Source organism: Limnobacter litoralis, assembly GCF_030160455.1.
Taxonomy (GTDB): domain Bacteria; phylum Pseudomonadota; class Gammaproteobacteria; order Burkholderiales; family Burkholderiaceae_B; genus Limnobacter; species Limnobacter litoralis.
Genome location: NZ_BSOJ01000038.1, coordinates 1 through 26,372 on the forward strand (window position 1 = coordinate 1; position 26,372 = coordinate 26,372).

Annotated in this window: 27 protein-coding genes; 14 read left to right on the forward strand and 13 right to left on the reverse strand. The window is 53.5% G+C overall.

Annotated elements, in window-relative coordinates; all coding sequences use genetic code 11:
- Positions 1 to 210: transposase (locus QQJ87_RS14165; protein WP_284282539.1), on the reverse strand; the 210-nt coding region annotated here is incomplete at its 3' end.
- 510 nt (positions 211 to 720) lie between these two features.
- On the opposite strand from QQJ87_RS14165, the gene QQJ87_RS14170 reads away from it, so the two are divergent.
- Positions 721 to 948 (forward strand): DUF6471 domain-containing protein, encoded by a 228-nt coding sequence (locus QQJ87_RS14170; RefSeq protein WP_284282540.1) that lies wholly within the window; start codon positions 721 to 723, stop codon positions 946 to 948.
- A 48-nt stretch (positions 949 to 996) separates the two neighbouring features.
- Here QQJ87_RS14170 and QQJ87_RS14175 read toward each other — a convergent pair whose 3' ends face one another.
- Positions 997 to 1,416 (reverse strand): rhodanese-like domain-containing protein, encoded by a 420-nt coding sequence (locus tag QQJ87_RS14175; RefSeq protein WP_284282542.1) that lies wholly within the window; start codon positions 1,414 to 1,416, stop codon positions 997 to 999.
- A gap of 204 nt (positions 1,417 to 1,620) precedes the next feature.
- Here QQJ87_RS14175 and QQJ87_RS14180 point away from each other — a divergent pair, with 204 nt between their 5' ends.
- On the forward strand, positions 1,621 to 2,274 hold the full coding sequence (locus QQJ87_RS14180) for a sterol desaturase family protein (protein WP_284282544.1): 654 nt from the start codon (positions 1,621 to 1,623) through the stop codon (positions 2,272 to 2,274).
- Positions 2,275 to 2,376: 102 nt separating this feature from the next.
- On the opposite strand, the gene QQJ87_RS14185 is transcribed toward QQJ87_RS14180, so the two are convergent.
- A complete protein-coding gene (locus QQJ87_RS14185) occupies positions 2,377 to 2,502 on the reverse strand; it encodes a hypothetical protein (RefSeq protein ID WP_284282545.1) in 126 nt (41 codons plus the stop codon).
- A gap of 163 nt (positions 2,503 to 2,665) precedes the next feature.
- On the opposite strand from QQJ87_RS14185, the gene QQJ87_RS14190 reads away from it, so the two are divergent.
- Positions 2,666 to 4,114 (forward strand): helicase HerA-like domain-containing protein, encoded by a 1,449-nt coding sequence (locus QQJ87_RS14190; RefSeq protein WP_284282546.1) that lies wholly within the window; start codon positions 2,666 to 2,668, stop codon positions 4,112 to 4,114.
- Here the strand turns inward: QQJ87_RS14190 and QQJ87_RS14195 are convergent, their stop codons facing one another.
- Positions 4,115 to 5,890: a long-chain-acyl-CoA synthetase gene (locus QQJ87_RS14195; protein WP_284282547.1), complete on the reverse strand. Its 1,776-nt coding sequence runs from the start codon at positions 5,888 to 5,890 to the stop codon at positions 4,115 to 4,117.
- Positions 5,891 to 6,050: 160 nt separating this feature from the next.
- Between QQJ87_RS14195 and QQJ87_RS14200 the strand changes: the two genes are divergently transcribed.
- Both QQJ87_RS14200 and QQJ87_RS14205 read left to right on the forward strand, forming a co-directional pair.
- On the forward strand, positions 6,051 to 6,509 hold the full coding sequence (locus QQJ87_RS14200) for a hypothetical protein (protein ID WP_284282548.1): 459 nt from the start codon (positions 6,051 to 6,053) through the stop codon (positions 6,507 to 6,509).
- 17 nt (positions 6,510 to 6,526) lie between these two features.
- Positions 6,527 to 7,129 carry a DUF3501 family protein gene (locus QQJ87_RS14205; RefSeq protein ID WP_284282550.1) on the forward strand — a complete coding sequence of 201 codons (603 nt, stop codon included), beginning with the start codon at positions 6,527 to 6,529 and terminating at the stop codon, positions 7,127 to 7,129.
- Here QQJ87_RS14205 and QQJ87_RS14210 read toward each other — a convergent pair.
- From QQJ87_RS14210 to cysS, 6 genes are read right to left on the reverse strand one after another with little or no spacing between them, the layout of a single operon-like run.
- Positions 7,117 to 8,811, reverse strand: a complete 1,695-nt coding sequence (locus QQJ87_RS14210; protein ID WP_284282551.1) for an ATP-binding domain-containing protein — start codon at positions 8,809 to 8,811, stop codon at positions 7,117 to 7,119. The genes QQJ87_RS14205 and QQJ87_RS14210 overlap by 13 nt on opposite strands.
- 1 nt (position 8,812) lies before the next feature.
- A complete protein-coding gene (locus tag QQJ87_RS14215; protein ID WP_284282552.1) occupies positions 8,813 to 9,739 on the reverse strand; it encodes a 3'-5' exonuclease in 927 nt (308 codons plus the stop codon).
- Between the two features lie 2 nt (positions 9,740 to 9,741).
- The gene (gene tilS / locus QQJ87_RS14220; RefSeq protein WP_284282553.1) at positions 9,742 to 10,725 is read right to left on the reverse strand and encodes a tRNA lysidine(34) synthetase TilS; all 984 of its coding nucleotides are present in this window, start codon (positions 10,723 to 10,725) and stop codon (positions 9,742 to 9,744) included.
- Positions 10,726 to 10,736: 11 nt separating this feature from the next.
- Complete coding sequence (locus tag QQJ87_RS14225) at positions 10,737 to 11,702, reverse strand: acetyl-CoA carboxylase carboxyltransferase subunit alpha (RefSeq protein ID WP_284282554.1); 966 nt, start codon at positions 11,700 to 11,702, stop codon at positions 10,737 to 10,739.
- A 10-nt stretch (positions 11,703 to 11,712) separates the two neighbouring features.
- Positions 11,713 to 12,360 (reverse strand): DNA-3-methyladenine glycosylase family protein, encoded by a 648-nt coding sequence (locus QQJ87_RS14230; RefSeq protein WP_284282555.1) that lies wholly within the window; start codon positions 12,358 to 12,360, stop codon positions 11,713 to 11,715.
- On the reverse strand, positions 12,345 to 13,748 hold the full coding sequence (cysS, locus tag QQJ87_RS14235) for a cysteine--tRNA ligase (protein WP_284282556.1): 1,404 nt from the start codon (positions 13,746 to 13,748) through the stop codon (positions 12,345 to 12,347). The genes QQJ87_RS14230 and cysS overlap by 16 nt, the downstream gene beginning before the upstream one ends.
- A gap of 188 nt (positions 13,749 to 13,936) precedes the next feature.
- Between cysS and QQJ87_RS14240 the strand changes: the two genes are divergently transcribed.
- From QQJ87_RS14240 to QQJ87_RS14255, 4 genes are all read left to right on the forward strand, one after another.
- Positions 13,937 to 15,109 (forward strand): tetratricopeptide repeat protein, encoded by a 1,173-nt coding sequence (locus tag QQJ87_RS14240; protein WP_284282557.1) that lies wholly within the window; start codon positions 13,937 to 13,939, stop codon positions 15,107 to 15,109.
- Positions 15,109 to 16,407: a L,D-transpeptidase family protein gene (locus tag QQJ87_RS14245; protein ID WP_284282558.1), complete on the forward strand. Its 1,299-nt coding sequence runs from the start codon at positions 15,109 to 15,111 to the stop codon at positions 16,405 to 16,407. The genes QQJ87_RS14240 and QQJ87_RS14245 overlap by 1 nt, the downstream gene beginning before the upstream one ends.
- A 126-nt stretch (positions 16,408 to 16,533) precedes the next feature.
- A complete protein-coding gene (locus QQJ87_RS14250) occupies positions 16,534 to 17,028 on the forward strand; it encodes a peptidylprolyl isomerase (protein WP_284282559.1) in 495 nt (164 codons plus the stop codon).
- Between the two features lie 65 nt (positions 17,029 to 17,093).
- A complete protein-coding gene (locus tag QQJ87_RS14255) occupies positions 17,094 to 17,921 on the forward strand; it encodes a UDP-2,3-diacylglucosamine diphosphatase (RefSeq protein ID WP_284282560.1) in 828 nt (275 codons plus the stop codon).
- Here QQJ87_RS14255 and cysE read toward each other — a convergent pair.
- Entirely contained in the window at positions 17,918 to 18,682 is a 765-nt protein-coding gene (gene cysE / locus QQJ87_RS14260) for a serine O-acetyltransferase (RefSeq protein ID WP_284282561.1), read from the reverse strand. The genes QQJ87_RS14255 and cysE overlap by 4 nt on opposite strands.
- 68 nt (positions 18,683 to 18,750) lie before the next feature.
- Entirely contained in the window at positions 18,751 to 19,578 is an 828-nt protein-coding gene (locus QQJ87_RS14265; RefSeq protein ID WP_284282562.1) for an RNA methyltransferase, read from the reverse strand.
- A 41-nt stretch (positions 19,579 to 19,619) separates the two neighbouring features.
- Here QQJ87_RS14265 and QQJ87_RS14270 point away from each other — a divergent pair, with 41 nt between their 5' ends.
- The 3 genes from QQJ87_RS14270 to QQJ87_RS14280 all read left to right on the forward strand — a co-directional run bounded on the left by QQJ87_RS14270 (position 19,620) and on the right by QQJ87_RS14280 (position 24,099).
- A complete protein-coding gene (locus QQJ87_RS14270; RefSeq protein ID WP_284282564.1) occupies positions 19,620 to 20,387 on the forward strand; it encodes an inositol monophosphatase family protein in 768 nt (255 codons plus the stop codon).
- Positions 20,388 to 20,459: 72 nt separating this feature from the next.
- Positions 20,460 to 23,066 carry a DNA mismatch repair protein MutS gene (mutS, locus tag QQJ87_RS14275; protein ID WP_284282565.1) on the forward strand — a complete coding sequence of 869 codons (2,607 nt, stop codon included), beginning with the start codon at positions 20,460 to 20,462 and terminating at the stop codon, positions 23,064 to 23,066.
- A gap of 28 nt (positions 23,067 to 23,094) precedes the next feature.
- Entirely contained in the window at positions 23,095 to 24,099 is a 1,005-nt protein-coding gene (locus tag QQJ87_RS14280) for a metallophosphoesterase (RefSeq protein WP_284282566.1), read from the forward strand.
- Here the strand turns inward: QQJ87_RS14280 and QQJ87_RS14285 are convergent.
- Positions 24,096 to 24,644, reverse strand: a complete 549-nt coding sequence (locus QQJ87_RS14285) for an FKBP-type peptidyl-prolyl cis-trans isomerase (RefSeq protein WP_284282567.1) — start codon at positions 24,642 to 24,644, stop codon at positions 24,096 to 24,098. The two genes, QQJ87_RS14280 and QQJ87_RS14285, sit on opposite strands and share 4 nt — an antisense overlap.
- A gap of 90 nt (positions 24,645 to 24,734) precedes the next feature.
- Between QQJ87_RS14285 and QQJ87_RS14290 the strand changes: the two genes are divergently transcribed.
- A complete protein-coding gene (locus QQJ87_RS14290; RefSeq protein WP_284282568.1) occupies positions 24,735 to 25,886 on the forward strand; it encodes a cupin domain-containing protein in 1,152 nt (383 codons plus the stop codon).
- A gap of 239 nt (positions 25,887 to 26,125) precedes the next feature.
- Positions 26,126 to 26,353: a hypothetical protein gene (locus QQJ87_RS14295; RefSeq protein ID WP_284282569.1), complete on the forward strand. Its 228-nt coding sequence runs from the start codon at positions 26,126 to 26,128 to the stop codon at positions 26,351 to 26,353.
- Positions 26,354 to 26,372 lie beyond the last annotated feature (19 nt).

A 26,372-nucleotide genomic window follows, 5' to 3' on the forward strand; every position in this document is an offset into this window, starting at 1 on the left:
AAGCTCCATTTGCTCTTGCGTGACCACCTTGCCTTTGACCTGTGACAACGTACCCTCTTTGTCCTTATCAACCCAGCCCAATAAGGTTTGAGGACTGATGTCCAGCGTCTGTGCCACAGCGCGAACGCTTTGGCCTGCCTTCACCAAACGAACCGCCTCCAGCTTGAACTCCAAGGTGTAGCGTGACCGTGTGAGTTTGATTGTTCCCATGAAAAATTCTCCTTGAACCAAAGTATAAAAACACTCCAGTTAACGAGTCCATCTTTCAGGGGCAAGGTCAGTGGGCGGTTGAAAAAAGTGTCCAGTTTGAGCTGGAATGACTGTCCAGTTTCAGCCAGAATCACTGTCCAATTTGGTCAGAATAGGCACCTGTTTGGTTTTGCTGCCCCATCTAAATTCACAAAACGTGCGAAACACCTTGTTATCAGACCAGCTGAATACATCATTCAGACTGATAGTGCGTGCCTCTGGCGACAGCAGGAAATGCTACCCTTTCAATTTTGTGCCTCTGCGCCCCATGACGCGTTATCCTTGAAATTGCTCTCAAGGGGTTTAGGCACTAAAAACTGACCAAACTCAGAAGTGAATCTATTGATTCTTAAATGAAGAATAAACCTCATATATGAGGAATAAAGAACAAAAAAATTTGACAGACTAAAGGTCTTCCCAATGTATTGGGCCTGAGTGCTTCGTTCGAGGCAGGATGAAGGCCGACCACAAATGACGAAACATGAAAGACAAGCCCGAGTGGTGCTTCGTAGCATCATGGCCAGGCAGGATGTCACATACAAAGAGCTTGCGAGAAAGCTAGAGATGTACGGCTCAGAGCTTGACCACAAGGCCCTGAGCACAAAAATCAACCGAGGCAAATTCCAGTTTGCCTTCTTTATCCAGTGCCTTGACGCCTTGGGCCAGACTGATAAGCTCGACAGACTCATGACCAAATAAAATACTGTTCAAAAAGACAGTATATTGGTTGCGAAGAGTCAGGGCAAATTACTTCTGAGTAGCTTTCCAGCCCTCAAAGCCGTCCTGAAGAATCAAAACGTCTTCATATCCCAGCAGCCGTAGCGCGAACCCACCCTGTGCTGACAGGGAGCCTGTATTGCAGTAGATAAGCACCGGTTTGTCCTTCGGAATCTCCGAACGCCTGCTGACCACTTGTCTCCATTCGATGTTGGTCGCACCGGGGATGCGTCCCTTCTCAAACTGTTCAGCATCTCTTGCGTCGATGATAAAGAACTTGGCCAGGTCTTCTCTAGGTATTTGCTTGGGCTGGATTGTGCCCCCGCTGTATTCAACAAACTCCAGATAGCCGTTCAGGGTGTCGGCCAGCTTGTCGTCATCCTGCGCGTTTGCGCCTTGCATACCAATTACGAGGGCGACGCTTACAATGATTGCTGATAGCTTATTCAAGATGTCTCCTGATGTGGACGGGCGATATTGTTCTCTATATGATTAAGTAATCATATATGAGGTTTTATGATGTCCGAAGCAGTAATTCGATTGTTATCGTTTGGCGCAATATTTGTAGTAGTGGGGCTTCTTGAGTGGAAGTACCCCTTCCGAACGCTTGCGCACAGAAAGGGCTTTCGCTGGTTAAACAATTTCGGGGTCCTTGTGGTTGACTCAATCGCGGTTCGGCTACTTCTGCCAATTCTTGTCGTGGGTGTGGCACAGCACGTTTATTCCCAACAATCAGGGCTGTTTGGCTTGATTGAGCTGCCTTTGTGGCTCGCAGCTCCTTTGGGCTTCCTGCTGCTTGACTTAGCCATCTATGCCCAACACTGGGCCTCTCACTATGTGCCCCTTTTATGGCGGTTGCATCGCATGCACCATGCAGACCTGGATTTTGATATGTCCACGGCACTGCGGTTTCATCCGATTGAAATCGTAGGCTCCATGATTTTCAAAATTGCCATTGTGTGGGCCTTGGGCATCCACCCAATGGTCGTCTTGGTGTTTGAGGTGGTTCTAAACGGTACGGCGCTGTTCAACCACGCCAACTTCTCCATACCGACCAAGGCCGAGAGGGTACTTAGGTGGTTTGTGGTCACACCGGACATGCACCGTGTGCACCATTCGATTCGTCCCGAGGAAACCAATTCAAACTACGGGTTTAATTTCCCATGGTGGGACCGACTATTTGGCACTTACGTGGCGAAACCGAAAGAAGACGCTCAAACGATGCCAATTGGCATTGAACTGTTCAGGCAAGAGGGCGACTCCAGCCTTCCCAAAATGCTGATTCAGCCATTCATTTCGGGGCGCTGATACCTGTTTTTTCTATTTCTAGAATCCTTCAAGAACCGCATAAACAAAGCAGGTGAGACCTACTGGTGTTCACCTGCTACATAATGACGCGTCCTGAAAAACTTAGCAAAGCCACAGGATCAAGGCATAACTGCAAAAGGCACCCAGCAGACCCACGGTCCATTCACGGCGTGAAACCCCACGCTCATAGGTGCTCAACAATGTTTCGGCAGACACTTTGCTGTTCATGATAGGGTTCTCCGTTCAACTGGTTACTGACAATTTGTCGATGGATTCATAGTAGTATTTTCGAATCGCGACGGAACTCCGCCCGTTGGGTTCCCCTTGATGGGGTGAGGTTACCCGTTTGTAACCCCCCTCACCTTGCCGCCAACCACACTGTGAGTAGCCCATGCCATCCATTCTGATCGGGGGTTCTGATCACCCCGTTGAACTGCTCGGACAATTTGCCAACCGCCACGGATTGATTGCGGGCGCCACGGGCACCGGCAAGACCGTGACTTTGCAGGTTCTGGCTGAGTCTTTCTCCCGGATGGGTGTACCCGTATTCATGGCGGACGTGAAAGGCGACCTTTCAGGAATCAGTCAACCCGGCAAGCCACATCCCAAAGTGCAGGAGCGAATCGACAAAATCGGGATCACCGATTTCAATTTTGAAGGCGCACCCTGCATTTTTTGGGACCTGTTTGGTCAATCGGGCCATCCGGTCCGTACCACCATTTCAGAGCTGGGGCCGACATTGCTGGCCCGCCTGCTGGACTTGAACGACACACAGGAAGGACTGCTGGCCATCGCCTTCAGGTTTGCCGATGATCAGAAACTGCTCATGATTGATCTGCATGACCTGCAGACCACCCTGCAGTACATGGCTGACAATGCCAACGAGTTCAAAAGGCAATACGGCAACGTGTCTGCCGCATCGGTCGGAACCATACAGCGCAAACTTCTCGAGTTGGAAAATGCAGGCGCTGACCTGTTTTTTGGCGAGCCTGCCATCGACTTCTGGGATTTTTTCGAAACAGACGCCAATGGCCGAGGCTTGGTCAATATTCTGTGCGCAGACAAACTGATCAACAGCCCCAAGACCTATTCCACATTTCTGCTTTGGCTGATGTCTGAGTTGTTTGAGAACCTGCCTGAAGTGGGTGACCAGGAGAAGCCCCGTTTTGTTCTGTTCTTCGATGAAGCGCACCTGCTTTTTAACGATGCGCCCAACTCACTGGTGGAAAAAATCGAGCAAGTGGTCCGGCTGATTCGCTCCAAGGGCGTGGGAATTTATTTCATCACACAAAGCCCGTCTGACGTACCAGAACGGGTGCTTGGCCAGCTCGGAAACCGGGTTCAACATGCCTTGCGCGCTTTTACTCCAAATGACCAGAAAACCGTGAAAGTGTCCGCTCAAACCTTCCGTCCCAACCCCAAGCTGGACACAGAAGGTGAAATTACCCGACTTGGCGTGGGCGAAGCACTCGTCTCCGTGCTTCAGGCCGACGGAACGCCCAGCATGGTTGAGAAGGTACTGATTTCTCCACCTCATTCCCAAATCGGCCCCATTGACACGGCACAACGGCAAGCCGTCATGAGCAAAAGTCCGTTCGCAGGCAAATACGACCAGGCTGTCGACCCCGAGTCAGCCCATGAAGTGCTGCAGGCACGAATGAATGCGCAGCAACAGCAAGCCCAAGCCGCACAGGCTGAAAAGCTGGCGCAGAAACAGCAGGGAAGCACTCGCCAGACCCAAAGCGTGGGCGAGGCTTTTTTGAAAAGCATGACACGCGCCATGGCCAGCAAAGTGGGCCGCGAACTGGCGCGAGGTCTATTGGGTTCTTTGCTGAAATAATCAGTTCATGGCCACGTAAGTGGGTGGATCTGCCTTATCGTCCAGCTTAAAAAGAGGGTCACTCACTTTTTTCGCGTCGTAGCCTTCGGCTTTTAACTGAACTTTCTGGTATTTAAAGGTGCCCGTGGTTTGAGCGTCTCCAGTGATTCGAACAAACAGGGGCACGGCATAGCGAGGCAAGTTCTCGAACAGACAAGCAGCAAGGCCTTCACCGTCAAACTCGCACCCGGCCTTCAAGGTGATGGCCGCCATGCCTGCCCGGCCATCGGCACCGCGTACCTGCACACCATACACGGCGCCATGCTCAATCCATTCCACCTGACTTAAAATACCCTCCACTTCAGAAGTGGCCACGTTTTCACCTTTCCAGCGGAAAGTGTCACCCAATCGATCGACAAATTGGATGTGCTGCCAACCTTGGCGCCTGACCAAATCGCCCGAATTAAACCAGCAATCGCCACGACGAAAAAGACTGCGAAGCAATTTCTTCTCGTTGGCTGTGGTGTCGGTATAGCCATCAAACGGACGCCGCTCTGTGACTTTGCTGACCAGCAGGCCGACCTGCCCCCGCCCCACCTTTCTCGCAAAGCCGCGGGCGTCGCGCACTGGCAACTCGGTGTCAGGGTCGCACTCGATGATTTCATAGGGAATCGGTGAAAATCCAACCGTTTCTCGCAGCCCAAAGGCGTTCATAAATCCGAGATTCGACTCACTGGCCCCGTAAAACTCGTAAATGTCGTGAATGCCGAACCGGCTTTCAAAGGCAGCCCAGATTTCTGGCCGCAAACCATTGCCGACGATCAGGCGCACTGCGTGATTGCAGTCGTTCATCGACCCGGGTTGATTCATCAAATAACGGAGTAGCTCACCGATGTAGCAAAACGCTGTGGCCTCAAATGACCGAATTCGATCCCAGAAACGGGAGGCACTGAACTTCACATCAAGCGCAAAGCAGGCCCCAGCGGCCAGAACCACACCCAGTGACACGGTCAGGGCATTGTTGTGGTACAGCGGCAGGCAACAATAAAACACATCGTCTGGCTGCAGGCGGACCACAGAACTCATCCCGCACATGGCCTGTAACCAGCGGTAGTGGCTCATGATCGACGCCTTGGGAAGGCCCGTGGTGCCCGACGTGAAAATGTAGAATGCAGGGCTTGAGGCCAACAGCTGCTGGGTGACACCCAGATTGTCCTTCGACTGGCAGGTCAGCAAGCCTGAAAAATCGGACAGCCACACCTTGTCTGAGGACTTTTCCAAGGCCACCATCTGAACACCCGTCATCGCCGGTTCACCGGCCTGAACGAGACTTTCCACCGCCCCAATGCAGCTGGCACCAATCAGCATCACCTTGGGGGTAACCAAACCCACACTGTGAGCCAACACCTTGCCTTGTTGGTTGTTGTTGATCAAAGCAGCCACTGCGCCCAACTTGACAATGCCCAGAACAGCCAGCAACAGCTCCTCGGAGTTCTCTCCCATCAGCGCCACAGCCTCACCCGCCCGAACATTCAAGGCGATCAGTGCCCGGGCAATCTGGTTTGCCCGCTCATTGGCTTGCTGGTAGGTCAGCGTTGCGTGCGCGGTGCGAATGAATAGTCTGTCAGCATACCGGGCGGCTGTCTGTTCAAAAACAAGGCCCAGCGATTTTCGTGACGACTTGGTCAAAAGGGCCATGTCAAACAATTGCTTCACCACGTTGGGCAAATCGGGCAAAAAGCTCAAGGCGCCAAAACCGATGTCGAGTGCCGACACGGTCTTCCTCTGATGGCTCATGGTGGCAGGTCTCCTGTTTTTCGATGGTATAGTTTGGGGGTCGGCGTTAATTCGTTTCAATGTCAACTGAACGCGCCCCGCTTCGTTTTCTAATCATCGCATTCTGACCATGCCAGTGCACAAACCTATGCGTAAACATTACGGTTTTATGAGTTTGCTGATGTTGACCGCAACTTTTGCTGGCCCGGTGCAGGCTGCCATTTTTGTCGGCTACACCGGCAAGCAATGGGCAAACGACTACGGTGTGGTTACAGGCACCTGCCAGGCCGATCAACTGGCCAAAGCCACTGAGGCCAACACGGCCGCTGACCCGCTAACCGCCACGCTGAAAATTGGCCCCCCCATGAACAGGCTGCTGGGCGAAAAATCACCACAGTCGTCTGACTTGCCAATCGATTCAGCGTGTTTTGGTCATGCGCTTGAGTTAGTGCCCGCAGGCCAGCGCATCCACTGGGTCAACCCGATCAGCGGATCCATCGTGCATCTCATACTCGGCAACACTTCTGACACCTGTCGGATGTTTTCAGGCGTAACCATCACCACCAATGAGAAAAAGACCTTCAGAGGTTTGGCCTGCTCACGCGAACATGGGGTGTGGATGGTCAAAAAAGTTCAATAACCGGTCTGTAGTGCCCTATGCCTCGAATTACACGCGACAGCCTGCTTAGCCACAAAGCCTATCTGGATCAGCGCAATGAATGGCGGCAAACAGTCATTCCATTCAAGAAGCTGCGCACGGTTCTAATCGGCAACAATGCCTCTTTGATGTTTGAAAACGAGTTGACTGTGCGCTACCAGTTGCAAGAGATGATTCGAGTCGACAAATCAATGGCGGCCGACGATCTGGAACATGAACTGGCCATCTACAACGAACTGGTGCCAACACGGCACTGCCTGAAGGCCACGCTGATGTTCGAGTTTGTGGATGCAGATGTTCGCGCGACCAAGCGGGATCAGATGCTAGGGGTGGAACACGCCATCTGGATGAATGTGAACCACCTGGGAAAGCGTTACGCAACCCCGAACAGAATGCTGGGTGAGCCAAGTGGCGATCGAGTGTCCTCGGTGTATTTTTTAAGCTTCCAGCTTGAAGACGCCGATGTGGCCGACTTTATCGCAGGTGAACCTGTCGCGCTTGGCATTGATCACCCTGCCTACAACCACAGTGTGGATGAAATCTCACCACAAACACAGTCGGTGCTGATTGAGGATCTCAAATCCTCCAGTCAGGCGTCGTGAAGTGCCAGGTTTGATGCGCCAGCCAGTTTGATCGCAGTACCGTGCTTACACACCAGAATGAGATACAACTTGGCCCGTGTCATGGCTACAAAGAGCTTGCGGTATTCTTTTTCAGACCACTCCTCAAAATCAAGCTCACACACCACAACCGCCTGGGCAGACTGGCCTTTGAAACGATACACAGATTCTGCAAGTACAGACCCTTTGGTGAAAGTCTGATTGCCTTGCGCGTCATACTGACCTGTGAAATGGCTTAGGGAGTGTGGGCCAATTTCAGTCTGGTGAAGTACGCTGGACTTCTCGAACCCACGAAGGCTTAAAACCACAACCTGCTCACGCGCGAACCCTTGCTTCAGACACTGCGTAACAGCCTTGGCTGTCTGCGTCAGCAGGCTGCTCTCGTCATCGTATGCAAAACATTCAACCGGCAAACCCTCCAGTGGACATGCTGCATCCACGTCGTAGTCTGCCTTGTTGGCAAGTGCAAACAAAGCACGAAAATCATCCAGCGCCTTCACAATGCGCAATGGATTTCGGTAATTGACGTTCAAGGTCAAATCGACCCACCCCTGAAGTTGAACCTGCGGCTTTGCATACAGATTCTGCGCGAAGTCCTCCAGCCAGACCCAACGTGTGCGTGCATGAGACATGCCCTGAAGCACACGCAACCAGCCTTCATCGAAGTCCTGCCCCTCGTCAACCACAATGACATCAAACATCCAGCGCTTGCTTTCCGGTTGAGCCAGCGTTTCTTCCACCAGACGATCAAATGCGCCAGGCTGCTTGTAATCCACCTGAATGCCTGCGTCCTTCAGGACTCGATCACACAGGGCGTGAAAATTGAACACCGAGACCCCGAGCCCCTGATCGATACGCATCTGTCGAGCCACATGCGAGGCCAAAGGGCGGTTGTAACACACGTAAAGACTGCGCAACTTCTGCTGGCTGGCCTTCTGCAATTCACGCAGAGCCAATTGGGACTTGCCACTGCCTGCCGTGCCTTTGACCCGCAACCGAAAGGGCTCAAACTGCAGGCGGGCAACCCACTGCTCAAGCCCTTGGGACAAACGCGTCACATACTCTTCGCTGGTTGCAGACCAGGCACCCACTTCCGGTACCAAATTCAAAGCGTTGGTCAAAAAACGGTGCACCTGCTCGACATCCACGGCGTGGGTGTTGTGTGCATGCAATTGCGCCAGGGAAACGAGAAATTCAGGCAGATCGTCCCGAGCGGTCGCATCCACCACGCGGTCTTCAAGCCCGGCCAATCCCAGTTCAGATTTCAACAGGTGATCGGGGCAATAGAAGCAGAATTCCACCGGCAAATCGAGGTGGTGTTGGCGATGAAACTTGGCGGTCAGCAGATCACGCTGCTCACACAGCTCAGTAAACACATGAACGGTGTGACTACCCTGACTTTTGCTCAAACCGCTGGCGTCCTGACGAATCAACCCAGTCTTCATGCTCATCAGGATGACCAGTCCGTGGGGTGCCAAAACCAAAAACTGCAACTGACCGGTCACAGTCAAACCGTGTTCAAGTCGACTCCAGTGCAAGCCGTGATACACCCTAAACCCGTCTGGCAAGCGCCTGCTCAGCGCATCCAGCACGTCCGCCTGGCGCCTGGCAATGCCATCCTGCAACAACAAGCGGTAATCGGTTGGATAGACCTGCGCTGTCAAGTCAAACCTCTTTGTACTGCTGGCGCACGTCGTTGCCTGCGTAACGGTCGCTGCCTGAGCGCGTGCGAAAGCCCAACATGACTTTCGAGCTGGTTTCGTAGACCTCTGCCTTCAACCAGTCAATCACTTCCTTGCCTTCTGAAAAACCGAAAGCATCAAATTCCCAGACCCGATCCTCGCTGTTCCAGCGAAAACCGCGCGCACGCAAAAGGTCCTTCTTTTCAAACGGTGCTTTCAGGGCTGCAATTTGATACATGGCGGCGTTTGCGCTCTCGAACAGCACCGACATCGGCATGTTTTTCGATGATTTTAAGGGCTTGCTCAGCACGTGCAACAAGGCATTGCAGTCCTCGACAGCCCGATGCGCACTGTGAAAGTAGCCACAGTCTGCCAAAAGATACTCCAGCTTTTGGCCACTGTACCCCTCTTGTTTCCAGGGCAATTCCTTGAAACTGCAAGCCCACACTGTGGGTTCCAGCCATGGAAACCGACGCTGCATGAAAGGCCTGTCGAACGCAGCATTGTGCGCAACAAACAGGTCAACACCCTTGCACAGGGATTTAAACGCATCCTCGTCGAACACCTGCCCCTTCACCATCTCATCGGTAATGCCATGAATGGCAGTGCTTTCAGCAGGAATGGGTTTGCTGGGTTGCTCAAGCCCTGCAAACTGACCCAATACACGGCCCAACTGGCCGCTGTCACGGTCCACTTCCACCAGTATTGCGCCAACCTCGATCAATTCAGACTGGGTGAGCTCCAGGCCAGTTGTTTCCGTATCGACCACCAGCACTTTCACAGGGTGGTCTATTTGGCCATTGAAATCCGACACGGCGCCGATGCGCCGAAGCACCTTGTAATGCCCCGTGGTTTCAAGCCATTGCGCGATCAGCTCGGGATCAATGTGTTCAAAATCAGATGAATTCAAAATCAGCTCTCGATGATTAGACGGGCTTTGTACCTCAAGACTTGAATATACCAGCCATTGCACACCTGCCGTCGTCCCCCCTGTGGCAAGCCCAGTTGTCGCTGAAGTTCAAGCAACTGGGCCCGGTTACACAACACCCCGCCTTGTCGCAACCATGCGCGCAGTACCTCGACCCTGCGCGTCTGGGGCAATGCATTCCAGGTTTTCAGGTCGATCACGCCAGACTGGCAGACCTCGTCCAGGCTGACTTCGTTCTGTTTATCCAGCTCAGCAAAATAACCCTGGAAATGCGCAGACATCTTGAGAATGCCTGAGCTGGCCTGCGGAAAATGGGATTGCAGCTCGGGCAACAAACGCCCCCTGATCCAATTGCGCTTGTAAACATCGTTTGCATTGCTGGGGTCTTCCACATGGCTCAAACCATGGGCAGTGGCATAATCAGCCAATGTGCGCTTGCTTAAAGTCAGCAAGGGCCTGAACACCACAATCTCGGGAAAAAGAGGCGCATCAACGCCAGTAGGCCCTAAAGTGCGCATGCCCGCCAAACCTCGCAGTCCTGACCCACGAAACAACTGCAGCAGGACCGTTTCAAGCTGATCATCCTGATGATGACCACAAGCCAAAAAGGTCAGGTTGTGACTTCGCATCCAGGTCTGAATTGCCTTGTAGCGTGCCTTTCGAGCTTGCCCTTCCGCACCCTGCCTGCCCGGCTTTACATCCACCCGAAGAATGTCCAGCGGCTGGCCGAGCGATTCGCAAAAATCCGTGCAATGCGATTCCCATTGAATGGCCACAGGCTGTAACTGATGATTCACGTGAACCGGTTTTACCGGAATGTGCAGGGCATTTAAACCATGCAGCAAGACGGTGGAGTCGAGTCCACCAGAATAAGCCACCGCCATGGGCGACTCGGAAGTGGGCCGCAATCCACCCGACGCCATCGCGGCCTCGATGGCACCAAGAACAAGGTCCTGGCTGGGTGGCATGATCAGGCTGCTCAGCTCTTCAAGATTTTGTAATGACCGTAACTCATCAAACGGTCATGACGCGCATCCAGCAAGGTCTTGGGCTTGTACCCTTTCAGATGGGTCAGCGCTGTCTTGATGGCCGCTTTCAAATTCTTGGCCGTCTCTTGGTGGTTGCGGTGTGCGCCCCCAAAACTTTCCTTGACGATTTCCTGGATTAAACCCAGATCGCGCAGGCGCTTGGCCGTGATGCCCAAAGCCTCAGCGGCATCCGGTGCTTTTTCGGCACTGCGCCACAAAATGGACGCACAGCCCTCAGGAGAAATAACCGAGTAAGTTGAGTACTCCAGCATGATGACATGATCGGCCACGGCCAATGCCAAAGCACCGCCTGAACCACCTTCGCCGATGATCGCACTGACAATGGGCACCTTCAACTGTGCCATTTCAATCAGATTTCGACCGATCGCTTCAGATTGACCCCGCTCTTCAGCGTCAATACCCGGATAAGCCCCTGGAGTGTCCACCAGTGTTACAACGGGTATGCCAAACTTTTCGGCTGTCTTCATCAAACGGAGGGCTTTGCGATAACCCTCAGGTCTGGACATACCAAAGTTGCGGTGCGTCCGCTCTTTGACATCACGCCCCTTTTGATGACCGATCACCATAACCGGATCTCCATCCAACCGGGCCAGGCCGCCAACAATTGACGGATCGTCTGCAAAGTGCCTGTCGCCATGCAATTCTTGAAAATGCGTGAACGCATGTTCAATGTAGTCCAGCGTGTAAGGGCGCTGTGGGTGACGTGACACCTGCGACACTTGCCAAGAGCTCAGCTTGGAATAAAGCTCTTTGGTCAGGCTGTCACTTTTGGCCTCCAGCTTGCGGATCTCTTCCGAAATATCCACGGCTGAACCGTCCTGCACCATGCGCAACTCTTCGATCTTGCTTTTCAACTCAGCGATCGGCGATTCAAAATCCAGAAATGTTTGCTTCATAAGGAATCTCTTAGTAATCGACCACTGTGGGATCAAGGCTGCGCCACAAATACCACGCTGCCACCGTTCGCCAGGGTCTTAATTTTTCACCGAATTGTAGTGCTTCTTTCGGTCCAATGGGATCCCCATTGAAAAATTGACGTGAAATCGCTTTCTGAACACCCAGGTCGGCCACAGGCCACACATCCGGTCTCAAAAGACCAAACATCAAAAACATCTGAGCTGTCCAAGGGCCGATGCCCTTGACCTGACACAGATGCCTGGTGCAGGCCTCATCATCCAGGCCGTCCAGCAAGGCCAGCGACAAATAGCCTTGCTGGTCAAACTCACTCAATTCCCTCGCATAAGCGACCTTTTGCCAGGAAAGGCCTGTTGCGCGCAGGGCCTCATCCGCCAAAGCCAACAACTTTTGGCTGTCTGCCACGCCCGAAAGCTGTGCCATCAGTCGCGTCCACACCGCATCAGCCGCCTTCACCGAAATTTGCTGACCCACCAATGATCGTAACAGCGTTTCGTAAGGAGCCCCTCTGGAACGAATCGCTCTTTGAGAGTGACGCTGAATCAAATCCAGCCAGACCGGATGAACATCGGACAGATGTTCACAGGCCTCGCGCCAATAAGCAGGCGCCTGTGGATCCAGAATCAGGTTCTTCTCCACTGGGTTTCTCCGCCACGCTTGTCCTCAAGTACGACCCCCTTGGCCAAAAGATCCTGACGTATGGCGTCTGCTTTCGCAAAATCACGATCGATCTTGGCCTGCGCGCGGGCCTTTATCAATGCTTCGATGTCGGATTCACTCAGGCCAGATTCTTCACCCACTTCGGCCTTCAAAAAAGAATCGGCCGAACGCTCGAGCAGGCCGAGCACAGAAGCCAGGGTTTTAAGGCGAGCTGCCAATGCCAAATCGTTGCTTCGATTGACTTCTGATGCCATGTCAAACAGCACTGACACGGCCACAGGCGTATTCATGTCGTCGTTCATGGCCGCAGCAAAGCGTGTCTCAAAATCGAGCGTCCAGTCGATGGTGTCATTCATAGTTGCCTCACCAACAGCCTTGTAAAGCCGGGTTAAAGCCTGGCGCGCGTCATCCAGATGCACGTCCGAGTAAGTCAAAGGACTGCGATATTGAGCGCGCAGAATGAAGAAACGCACAACCTCCGGGTCGTACCCTTTCAAAATGTCGCGGATGGTGAAGAAATTGTTCAACGATTTCGACATTTTCTCGCTTTGCCCGTTGGTCTCAACGCGGACAAAACCGTTGTGCATCCAGAGTCGGGCAAACTCGGCACCCGTTGCACCCACGCTTTGCGCAATTTCATTTTCATGATGGGGAAATTGCAGATCGGCGCCACCGCCATGAATGTCAAAAGTGTCACCCAACAGTTCGCAAGCCATGGCCGAGCATTCAATGTGCCAGCCAGGGCGACCCGTTCCAAATGGCGATTCCCATTTGGCATCGGCGGGCTCATCGGACTTGGCCGACTTCCAGAGTACAAAATCCAGAGGGTCATTTTTGGAAGTGGACACGCCCACGCGCTCGCCAGCGCGCAGCTCATCAAGACTTTTGCCCGACAAACGGCCATACCCCGGAAACGAACGAACCGAAAAATTCACATCGCCCTGCTCGTCCCTGTAGGCCAGGCGCTTGTCCATCAAGCGCTGGATCATGGCCTGCATTTGCCCCACGTACTCTGTGGCGCGGGGCTCGTGGTCAGGGCGCTCAATACCCAAGGCATCGGCGTCCTCGTGCATGGCCGCGATAAAGCGGTCGGTCAACGCACGAATGCTTTCCCCGTTTTCAAGTGCTCTGCGGATAATTTTGTCGTCGATGTCGGTGATGTTGCGCACGTAGGTGACGGTGTAACCCGATGCGCGCAACCAGCGACGCAGCAGATCAAACACCACCATGACCCGGGCGTGGCCAAGGTGGCACAGGTCATAAACGGTCATTCCGCACACGTACATGCGCACCTGCCCGTCTTCAAGCGGCTTGAAAGGCTGCTTGGCGCGAGTCATCGAATTGAATAGTTGAAGCGAAGAATTCATGGAAATCGGTCAGAAGGTCGCCAATGCGACACAAGTGAGTACAATGAAGGACTTGCAAATTCGAAGCAGGTCGCTGTTTTCACCCCCAAAGGGGCTTGTTACAATAGCGGACGAGTATATCATTTACATCCAGACTAATAATCGTTACCGGCAATCACATCGGCCAAACGAAGCATAGGCGCACTCGCATGCAGTCAACTAAAACATCCATGAAAACAAAGACAGTCAAATTTCCTGCCCTTCGTGTGCTGTGGGCCTCTATCCTGATTGGCACCTCACTGACGCTCCCCCTTGCCCACGCGGACGAATCCGACGAAGTGTCAAAGCTGATTCAGGCGGAAAAGTACGACCAGGCGCTGGCCAGAGCGGACGCTTACCTCGCGAACAAACCAAACGACGCCCAGATGCGTTTCCTGAAAGGTCTAATTCTGACCGAGCGCAAACAGACCGATCAGGCCATCACCGTGTTCAAAAAGTTGACCGAGGACTACCCAGAGCTGCCTGAACCTTACAACAACCTGGCGGTCCTTTATGCGGGTCGTGGCGAGTATGAACAAGCCGAGAAAGCGCTTGAAATGGCCATTCGAACCCACCCCAGTTACGCCACAGCCCATGAAAACCTTGGCGACGTCTACGCCAAGCTGGCCAGCCAGTCTTATGACAAGGCACTCCAACTGGATGGCAAAAACTCGACAGCCAAAATGAAGCTTGCCTTGATTCGCAAGTTGATCAGCGGCAACCCTGTACCAGGCTCTGAGCCCACGGTGGTGGCCTCTGCAGCACCCGCCAAAGCAGCCCCCCCTGCCAAAGCAGCGCCTGCACCCACACTGGCCCCTACGCCTGAGCCCACCCCGGCACCAACACCCGCACCTGCTGCAACCCAGCCCAGCAAGCCTGTCGCGTCGGCTGCTGTGACAGTGGCGCCTGCTATCACCGCAACGGCACCCAAACCCAGCGCTCCTGCAATTACCGCAGTGGCCCCCAAGCCAGCAGTTGAAAAGCCAGCGGGCAACACCATTGGCATGGACAGCCAGGTGCTGGCGGCAGTCGAGAAATGGGCGAAGGCCTGGTCTGATCAAGACATGGAAGATTACCTCGGCGCTTACAGCAAAGAATTCAACCCACCCGGCAACATGACGCGTGCCGCCTGGGAAAAAATGCGCAAGGAGCGGATCGTTGGCAAAGAGACCATTCGAGTGGTCGTGGACAACCCGTTGATTACGATCAAGGGCGACGAGGCCGTGGTCAAATTCAAGCAAAGCTACTTTTCCAACCGCTTGAACAACGTGTCAACCAAAGTGCTGGACATGAAGCGTGAAGGCAACGCCTGGAAAATCACCAATGAAAGGGTGGGCGGTTAATGTTCAAGCTCAATGGCTCTTTCCGCATTGGATCGAGACTACTGAAATTGGCGGTTCCTGCGGGGTTCTGGCTATTAACGGCAGCGCCCTCATTTGTTGACCCGCAGCTGTATGACGGCTTCAACAATGTGGCCTATGCCGCGCCACAGCCGCAAGGTGCCGGGTCAGCAGGCAGCCTGTTTGACCGGCAAGCCTACCGCCCAGTCATTGACACGGCCGTGGGCGAGATCTACACCGCGCTCAGTCAAAACCAGCCTGATCGGGCGTTGACCATCGCAAACCGGCTCATCAAGGAATTTCCCAACTTTCATTTGGCCTACCTGCTGAGGGGCGACATTCTCTCCCTGAAGGCGGGTCGTCCAATCCAGCGAATTGGCGACATGCCCAGCGTACCGAAAGGCAAGGAAGATGAACTTCGCGACCTCCGAGAGGAAGCAATCGCAAGATTCAGGGCCGTGGAAGACCGCCCCCAGCGGAACATGCTGCCCAGCGAATTGGTTGAGATCGGTGATGAAGTCAAATACGTGGTGCTCGTGGACACCAGCCGCTCACGGCTTTACCTCTATGAAAACACCTTTCCCCAGCCCAGGCTGGTGACAGACTTTTACATCACCCAAGGCAAAATGGGTGCGGTCAAAAGCGTTGAAGGTGACAAGCGCACACCGATCGGGGTGTACACCGTTACCACCCTGCTGCCAAAAGCCAAGCTGAACGATTTTTACGGCCCCATCGCGCTGCCCATCAACTATCCCAATGCCTGGGACAAACGTCAGGGCCGCACTGGCACCGGCATTTGGCTGCACGGCATGCCGGCCAGCTATGTCAGCCGCCCTCCCCTGGACAGCGACGGTTGCGTGGTACTGGCCAACAACGACCTGCTGGCTTTGAAAAAATTCATCGACATCGGCAACACGCCCGTGGTCATTACGAAAAAGCTGGACTTCATACCCACTGAGGTCTGGAAAGCCCAGAGGAAAGCCGCCTTGCGGATGGTACAAACCTGGAAAGAAGACCTTGAAAGCAATCTTCAGGCAGGGTTAACACACTACGCCAGCAATGTACTGATTGACGGCAAAGACCTGATTGACTGGCAAAAAGACAAACATCTTGGCTCCCGATCATTCGGAAAAATCAAGGTTCAAGATCTTACGGTCATGAAATACCCCAGCGACAAAGACATGTTGTTCGTCAGCTTCAAACAGGAAGACAAGGTCTATGGGGCAGTCAAGAAAGAACAATACTGGATGAAAATGGGCACGCATTGGCGCATCGTTCAGGAAGACACCGCAAAACTCTAACCAACAGGATACCCCGTGAAAACCAGCAAACGTCAATTTCTAAAGTGGTCGATGTTCTCCGCATTTGCTGTTAGCATGACCAATCTTTCGTTACACTCCGCGTTTGCGAAACCTTCAAAGAGCATCATGGTTAAATTAAAAACAAACTTCGGCGACATCACACTTGAACTGAATTCTGAAAAGGCACCTGTAACCGTTGCCAATTTTCTGGAATACGTGAATTCCGGCTTTTACTCAAACACCATCTTTCATCGGGTCATCCCCGGTTTCATGATTCAAGGTGGCGGGTTCGAGCCGGGCATGAAGCAAAAGCCGACCAAAGCCGCCATCAAAAATGAGGCTGACAACGGTCTGAAAAACGAAAAGTACACCATCGCCATGGCGCGCACGAACGATCCGCACTCGGCAACCGCGCAATTTTTTATCAACGTTGAAAACAACGAATTCCTGAACTTCAAGAGCCCAACCCCACAAGGCTGGGGTTACTGCGTATTCGGAAAGGTGGTTGAAGGACAAGACGTGGTTGACAAAATTGCTGCCGTACGCACTGGTTCCAAAGGTTTCTACCAAGATGTACCAACCGAAGACGTCGTCATTCAAAGCGCCGAAAAACTGAAGTAAAGCGGCCCGTTCGAAAAAAGCCCTTCACCAAGGGCTTTTTTTGCGTCCACAAACAGGCACACGCCATGATCGAAATTTCCGAAGGCCAATACGCCTACTTCGCTTCAGATCTCCATTTGTCCGAAAAAACACCTGACACGCTGACGGCGTTTACACGTTGGCTGGCCTCGGTGGCTCAGGCGGACAACCTGATCTTTCTGTTGGGCGACTTGTTTGAAGTGTGGCTCGGAGACGATCACTCGGATGCCGTGTCAATTGAAGTGTCAAAAGCCATCTACAACGCAAAGCTGGCCGGTGCCAGGGTCTTTTTCATGCATGGCAACCGCGACTTCCTGTTGGGCGAACAGTTTGCTGAAGCCAGTGGAATGGAAATTCTGGAGGATCCGGACTTTATTCGGGTTGGCAACCAAATCATTCTGATCTCGCATGGCGACCAATTGTGCACTGACGACAAGGCCTATCAAAAATTCCGCCTGCAGAGTCGGGACGAGGCCTGGAAAGAAGGCTTTTTGAGCCGACCCATCGAAGAGAGAATGGCCATAGCTGGTTCAATTCGGGATGAAAGCAAACGTCACAAATCCAGCAGTGCGCTGAGCATCATGGACACCAATTCGGACGCTGTAGAAAACGCGTTTAAAGGCAAATGGCCCGACGGTTGTCTGATTGGTAGAAGCCAGGTCATCATTCATGGCCACACACACCGCTGTGCGGTGCATGGGCCCGAGGCGACACCCCTGCACGCAGCTGGCCAATCATGCAGTGGTCAGCTTGAAAATCACACCAGAATTGTACTTCCTGACTGGAATTACGACGCCACTGAAAACACATCACACAAAGGTGGGTACCTGCAACTCACTTCGGATGGTCAATACACCCTGACCGTGTTCAATTAGTCGTCCACAAGCTTGTTCAAGGCTTTCAGCTCTTCGCAATCCTTGCCGGGCAGAGTTGCCCCCTGTTTTCCGTCGCTTAACTGACCTTCCAGGTGCTCAATGCGTTGCTGCTGGGCAATCGCCTGTTCAATCAATCCATGAATCGCCTTAATCAATGGATCATCCCCATTCTTTGACAAACCATAGGCCGCAAACTCTTCCCGGCTTGGCATGGGTGTGGGGGGTCGGTCAGTGGCTTGTGCCGGGCTGTCTTTCACAACGATTCGGGCGGGATTACCCACCGCAGTGGCACCGGCAGGCACCGCCTTGGTGACCACCGCGTTGGACCCTATTTTTGCATTCGCGCCCACAGTAAACGGTCCCAGCACTTGTGCACCTGCGCCCACCACCACACCACTTTCCAGCGTGGGGTGGCGTTTGCCTTCGTTCAAGCTGGTGCCGCCCAAAGTCACGCCTTGATAAATCGTGCAATCGTCGTGAATTTCTGCCGTCTCACCGATGACCACACCCATGCCGTGGTCAATGAAAACCCGGCGTCCCACTTTGGCACCCGGATGAATTTCGACCCCGGTCAGCAAGCGCCCCAGGTGAGAAATAAATCGAGCGAGCGTGATGCAGCCATAACCCCAAAAAACATGAGCCAGACGGTGCCACCAAACGGCGTGCAAACCTGGGTAGCACAAAAAAACTTCCAGCCTGTTTCTCGCAGCGGGGTCTTTGTGCAATATGTTGTCAATGTCTTCTCGCAATTGGCTGAACATCAGAACTTACCCGGAATTGACGGATTGAGCCAAAGTGTACCAGTTGGCAGACCCATTCGGCAGCCCGATCAAGCTGAACCGTCGGGCTTACTCGCGCCGCGCTCATGCGGATACAGCCTGCCCTCAGCCACGCGAACTACGTCAGACAGAAAGCCCCTCAACATGTCCACCTCCTCCTGTTCAAGCTGCGCCCGCCCCAGCAACTTGCCCAAACGATGCACCAGCTTTTTGGGCTTGTCCGGATTCAGAAAATCCACTTTTTCCATGGCTTGCAACCAATGCGCTTTCAACTGCTCAACGGCCTGAACCGTGGCTGGGTTGGATTGTCGGTTGGGATCAATCTGGACATCACGGGTCAGCGGCAACGCGCTACCGGGCTTATTCTCGAAATGACGGCGAAGTGCATAGCAAACAATCTGGGCAGCCTGCGACAGATTCAGCGAGTTGTAGACTGGATTGGACGGAATGTACACCTGCCGGTTACAAGCCAACAGCTCTTCGTTGGTCAAGCCGGTTCTTTCGGCACCAAGCACAAAGGCAACCCGTTTACCGGTCTGCTCTAGAGCCTGTTCGCTGTCTGCCGCCGCCTGCTCGGGGCTCATCAGCACTGGTCCAAGCTCTCGAATGCGGGCGGACAGCGCATACGCGCAGACAGTGTCGTGCAAAGCGTCGGACAAACTGTCATACACCTGCGCCCGCTGCAACACATCGGTTGCCCCACTGGCCAGGGCAATGGCGTCGTCTTGTTGATGCAGGTCAGGCTGCTTGGGCATCACCAGGCGCAGGTCTGACAATCCCATCGTCTTCATGGCCCGGGCCACCGAACCGACGTTGCCCGGATGACTCGTTTTTACGAGAACAATCGAAATAGACTCCAGAGAATTGGCTTTGCTCATTTATAATGTCAGGTTAACAATCTATGAATGAAGGACAAGTCATGCATCCAATGCTCAACGTGGCTGTTAAGGCCGCACGCGCCGCGGGGAAAATCATCAACCGGGCGGAGCTGGACCTTGACCAGTTGAAAATCGGTCTGAAAGGACCCAACGACTTTGTCACTGAAACCGATCAGGCTGCTGAAGCGGCCATCATCGAAGTGCTCAAACAGGCCTTCCCCTCTCACGCCATTCTAGCCGAGGAAAGTGGCGCGTCTGGCCAGTCCGAGTACGAGTGGGTGATTGATCCCATTGATGGCACGGCCAACTTCATTCACGGTTACCCCCATTACGCCATTTCAATTGCCTTGCGTGTCAACGGCAATGTACAGCAAGCCGTGGTGTACAACCCGGCCACCAATGATCTGTTTACAGCGTCCAAAGGCGAAGGTGCCTTTTTAAACAACCGGCGCATTCGCGTGTCTCGCCGCGCCAAGCCGCACGAATTTCTGGTGGGTTTTGCCTTCCCCAGTGGAAAAACCGAAGGGTTTGACCACATCAAAAAGAAGATGCTGGCCCTGACAGAAAGCACTGCAGGCATCCGCAAATCTGGATCGGCTGTGCTTGATCTTGCTTACGTGGCCTGCGGTCGCCTGGATGGCTACCTGTGCTTTGGCCTGAAGCCTTGGGATCTCGCTGCCGGCGTCTTGCTGATTTCCGAGGCGGGCGGCCTGATGACCGACCCGGACGGCAACAGCAACTTTTTTGAAACTGGCGATGCGGTTGCAGGCAACCCCAAAGCGCTTCAATACCTCATCAGCTTCAAATAACCGGCCTTGAGTTCACTTCAGACAGACATCGTCCAGTCACAAACACCATCGGGGTTTGAACAGCACACCCCGATGATGCAGCAGTATTTGCAGCTCAAATCCACCCAGCCTGACAAGCTTCTGTTCTACCGGATGGGCGACTTCTATGAGCTGTTTTTCGAAGACGCCGAGCTGGCCGCCCAGCTCTTGCAAATCACGCTGACCCATCGTGGCCAATCGGCCGGCAAACCGATCCCGATGGCGGGTGTGCCCTTTCACGCGGTGGATCAATACCTCGCCAAACTGGTGGCTTTGGGCCATTCTGTGGCCATCTGCGAGCAGGTCGGAACACCGGGTGCCACAAAGGGCCCCATGGAACGCAAAGTGGCGCGCGTGGTCACACCGGGCACACTGACCGAATCCACCCTGCTTCCCGATCAAGAAAACAAGACACTGGTCAGCCTGTATTCGGAAGATGGTCGGCTTTGGGGCGTCTGTTGTGTGGCACTTTCAGCGGGCAGTGTACGGCTGCTGGAATGCACCAACCCTGCCCTGCTGGCCAACCTGGCCCGCTTTAACCCGGCAGAGGTGCTGGTCAACGACAAAAAATACGCCCAGGGAATGGGTTTGCCGAAGGCCATGGAGCGCCCGGCCTGGCATTTCGATGCAGGTTTGGCCAACAACCACCTGATGCAGACCCTGCAGGCCGCCAACCTGCAAAGTCTTGAATTGGACAAGGCACCGCTGGCCGCCAAAGCCATGGGAGCAGCCCTTCAGTACGCGCGTGAAACGCATCTGAATGTGGATCACTTTCAACACCTGTCCGACATTCGCATAGAACAGGAAAGCAGCTTTCTGACCCTGGATGAAACCGCCCGAAGAAATCTGGAACTGTTGGAGACATTGCGAGGTGAATCTGCGCCCACCTTGTTCTCCAGAATCAACAAGACCGGCAGCGCGATGGGCGCACGAAGACTGCGCCAATGGATCATTGAGCCACTTCGCGACCTGGCGCTTATCGAGGAACGCCAGCGCCGCATCGCTGTGCTGTTGCAGAGCAAACCCATGGCCGCGCAGTGTCTGGCTCAATCCCTGATTGGCCTGATTCGAGGTCAGGCAGACATTGAGCGCATCAGCAGTCGCATAGCGATGCAGACGGTCAAGCCCAGAGACTTGCTTGCACTGCGGGAGTCACTGGCCCAGTTGCCAGAACTGATTCAACTTTTGTCTGCCGACAACACAGCGCCAGACCCCATCGACTACCGCGTGTTCGAACCTTATCGACAAGCGATGGTGCTGCCACCTGAACTGGCCGACACCCTGAACAGAGCCCTTTCCGATTCGCCACCCGTGTTGTTGCGCGATGGAGGGGTGATTGCCGACGGTTATGACGCTGATCTCGACGAACTACGGCAAATTCAAACCGGCAGCGGCCAATTCCTGATCCAGCTCGAAGCCAAAGAACGTGAACGCACCGGCATTGCCAACCTCAAAGTGGAGTTCAATCGGGTTCACGGCTATTACATTGAAGTGTCGTCGGCCCAAAGCGAGAAGGTGCCAGCCCATTACGTTCGACGACAAACCATGAAAAACGCTGAACGCTACATCACCGATGAGCTGAAAGCATTTGAAGAAAAGGCCCTGTCTGCCAAAGACAAGGCATTGGCACTGGAAAAACAACTTTACGAGACACTTCAGGCCTGGCTGTTCCAGTTCATCGCACCACTACAGACCTTGGCCCAGGCGCTGTCTGAACTGGATGCACTTGCCGCGCTTGCGCGGGTTGCTTTCGAGTCCGACTGGGTCTGTCCGCAGATGGTCAAGAACTCACTCATCGACATCGCAGAGGGTCGCCACCCTGTGCTTGAAACCCAGGTTGAGCAATTCACACCCAACGACTGCCAGCTTTATCCAGGCAAGCACATGGCGCTGATCACCGGACCCAACATGGGCGGAAAAAGCACCTACATGCGCCAGACTGCCCTGATCGCGCTGTTGGCCCACATGGGGTCATTTGTGCCCGCCAAACAGGCTCAAATCGGCATTCTGGATCGAATTTTTACTCGAATCGGCGCGTCCGACGATCTTGCCGGTGGGCGCTCCACCTTCATGGTTGAAATGACGGAGGCAGCCACCATTGTTCGACAGGCAACGCCATCAAGCTTGGTCATCATGGATGAAATTGGCAGGGGGACCTCCACCTTCGATGGCCTTTCACTGGCCTGGGAAATTGCCAAACGACTGGCTGGAGCCAATCGCTGTCTGACACTGTTTGCCACCCATTATTTCGAAATCACGCAAATGGCCAGTGAATTGGACAGCGTGTTTAACGTGCACCTGTCTGCCACTGAACAGGCGGGTAAGCTCTATTTTCTGCACAAAATACAGGCAGGACCCGCCAACCAGAGCTACGGCCTACAAGTTGCGAAACTGGCAGGGCTACCCGCGCTGGTGGTCAAAGGCGCCCAGAAAAAGCTTCAAGAACTGGAGGCTGAAAAGCGGGCACAGACGCCACAAGGTGACTTGTTTGCAAGCGCAGAGTCGGTGCCACCCGGCTCGGCCCATTCAAACTCGCCCTCGGCCGAAGACCTGTCGGCCAGATTGCTTGCTGAAAAAATAGATGAGCTTGATCCTGATGAATTAAGCCCGCGAGAGGCACTGGACTTGCTGTTCCAACTCAAAAACATTCGCAATCACTAAACCCATGCGCACGTTACCAAGGCCATCAATGATCAAACCCATCTTGTTGACCTTGGCCTTGTTGACTTTCAAGACGAGCCTGGCCAGCGACCTTCCACACACCCACCCCACCAGCACACCCCTGACTTTCGCACTCATTGGTGACCAGCCTTACGGCGCTTTTTTTGTGTCATCGACTGACAAGGTCATTCAAGCGGTGAATTCGCGACCTGAAGTGCAGTGGGTTTTGCATGTGGGCGACATCAAGGGAGGCGGTGAACGCTGCGACAACGACTTGCTGAAGGCACGCATTGCCCAGCTCAACCAAAGCCAAAAACCGCTTTACTACACGCCGGGCGACAATGAATGGACCGACTGCCATCGTGATTCGAATGGCAATTACAATTCGCAGGAACGACTCGCCTTTCTGAGAAAAATTGCCTTTGCCAAGCCTCAATCACTCGGGCAACACCCGGCACCCGTTCTTCAGCAAAACAAACAATTTCCAGAAAACGCGATGTGGCGAATTGGAAATACCCTGTTCGTGACCCTGAACGTGCCAGGCAGCAACAATGACCTTGAAGCGCCAGCCAGTCGAAAGGAAAGCCCAGAAGCCATTGAGGCCAGCTATTTGAGCAGGGAACGCGCCAACGAACAATGGCTGCAAAAGGCTGCCGGCGAATTCAACAAAGAAAGCCCACCCACAGAAACGGTGATTGCCATGCAGGCCAATCCACTGGACGGTTCGGGCGGTGGATGGCTGGGAAAATTGTTGAACGCCCCCAATGGTTACGCATCCATCATGAAGGCCATCGCAGGTTATGTAGACACCACGCAAAGGCCGGTTTTGCTTGCGCATGGTGACACACATCGCTTTGTGTTTGATCAACCCGACCTAAGTCGATTCGACCCCTCATTCAAGCATCCGGAACTGTTCCATCGGGTTGAGGGCTGGGGGCATCCGTTCTACAACGAATGGGTACGAATCACGGTGCGATCAGGTCAAGAATCGCCATTCAACGCAGAAAGCGTTTCGATTCAAACCGGGCCTTAGTGCAACTTTGACGCATCCGGATTGGGCGCCACACTGAACAGCGACTGGGTGGCAGCACCCACTGCCAACTCTTCAGCGCTGGCCTCACGAATATCGATGACCCTCAAAGCGTAGCGCAATGCAATTCCCGCAAATGGGTGATTGCCGTCCAACACAACCTTGCCGTCCGCAATGTCAGTCACGGTCCACAAACGCCCAAATCCGGTGTTGTCCTCGTCGGCCTTCAGGTCGGCTACGTCCTCGCCTTCGGTGGGCACCTCTTCCAACTGCATTCCAACTTCAAGGTCTTCGGGAAAATTGGCAAGCTCTTCAATTCGCATCAACTCAGGGTCGAAGTCGCCAAATGCGTCATCGGGCTCTAGCTGAACAAAAACTTCCTCGCCGATTTCCTTGTTGTTCAATGCTTCCTGAATTTTTGGAAACACTTCAGCATCAGCACCATGGAGGTACACAATGGGGTCGCCACCTTTTTCTTGAATCAATTCGCCCTGGGCATCCCTCAGTTCGAAATCAACGGTGATGACCTTGCCTGCCTCTACTCTCATGCGAGATTACTCCTGAATTCGCCAATCTTTCCGGCACGAAAAGCCGGGGTGCACTATGATACCCGCAAAAGATCCCTCCCCTCAAACGCCATGACCACTCAATTACTTAAACTCGCTGACACACCCGTCGATCAGTTCATGCAAGAAGACTGGCATATTCGGCCACGCTTGTTCAAAAATGCGATCCCTGATTTCGAAGCCGTGTGCGACCTCGAAACCGTGTTTGAGATGGCCAGCGACGAAGACATTGAAAGTCGCCTGATTCAACGCGACGGACAGAACTGGAGCCTTGTACACGGTCCTTTTGAAGCGCTGCCAAGCCTTGAGCAACCCAACTGGACGGTGCTTGTCCAGGGAATCGACCACCACCTGCCAGAGGCCTACGACCTTTTACAATTGTTCAGGTTCATTCCCGATGCACGACTGGACGACATCATGCTGAGTCTGGCCAGCCACGGGGGAGGTGTCGGGCCTCATTATGATTCGTACGATGTGTTCCTGTTGCAAATGCACGGCAAGCGCCGCTGGAAGATTGGACCGTTGACTGACAGCACGCTGAAGAAGGACGCTCCGCTCAAAATTCTGGAACATTTCACACCCACCGAAGAGTTTCTGCTAGAGCCAGGCGACATGCTCTACCTGCCCCCCAATTATGGCCATGATGGGGTCGCTGAAGGGGTTTGCACGACTTTAAGCATCGGCTTTCGCGCGCTCAACAAGGCAGAGGTTGTTTCAGGCATTTTGCATGACTTTGCAGACCGGATTCAAAGCGACGAAACACTTAAAAAGCAGCTTTTCAGTGACCCCGGTCGAGGCCTTCAAAGCAGACCGGCCAACCTTCCAGACGATCTGATTGAATTCGCCCTCACACTGATGCGTGAATTCAAACCTGGGGAGGACGAAATTGCAGTCAGCTTGGGGAAAATGCTGACGGAGCCCAAGCCAATTGTGTATTACGAAAACAACACGGAAGACATGACTATTGAGGAAATACGACACACCTTAATTGAACGCGGAATTGCACTCAGCATGAAAACCCGAATGCTGGTGGGCAAAACCAGTGTCTTTATCAACGGTGAATGCGTCAAACCTAAAAGAAAAGAGACCTATGAATTTCTGTCAAATTTAGCCAATTCAAGGCAATTGGAGCCAAAAGAGGTCAATTCAGCATTTGTCAACGAAGAGGCAGCCTTTTTCGTTATAGGATTTGCGAAGGCTGGCTGGATTGACACTTTGTTTTGATTTATCAATACTCACAAAGTTCAATGGTTTTGCGAAGTCAATAGTAGATTGATTCGAAACCGGGAAATCAAGTTCCACTTGAAATCCCTGTGCCATTCGTTAAAATTTGCTCGTTTTCCGTTGGAGTGCTTTAAAACCCTCCTCTGTTGGAAGATGGGTGAATTCTGCGAACCAGCTGTTTATTTACTCTTATTACGGCGTTTAGAGATAAGCGTTTTTTTTACCTCAAAGGATTAAACATGAAAAAGTCAATTTTGTTTGCATCATTGTTTGCACTGGCTTTGGCCGCTTGTGGCAAGAAAGAAGAAGCTCCTGCTCCTGCTCCAGCTCCTGCTGAGCAAGCTGCTCCTGCCGCTGCTCCTGCTGCCGCTCCAGCCGCTCCTGCTGCTGACGCTCCTGCTGCCGCTCCAGCCGCTCCTGCTGCTGACGCACCAGCTGCTGCTCCTGCAACAGAAGAGAAGAAGTAATTCTTCGCTGACTTGTTTC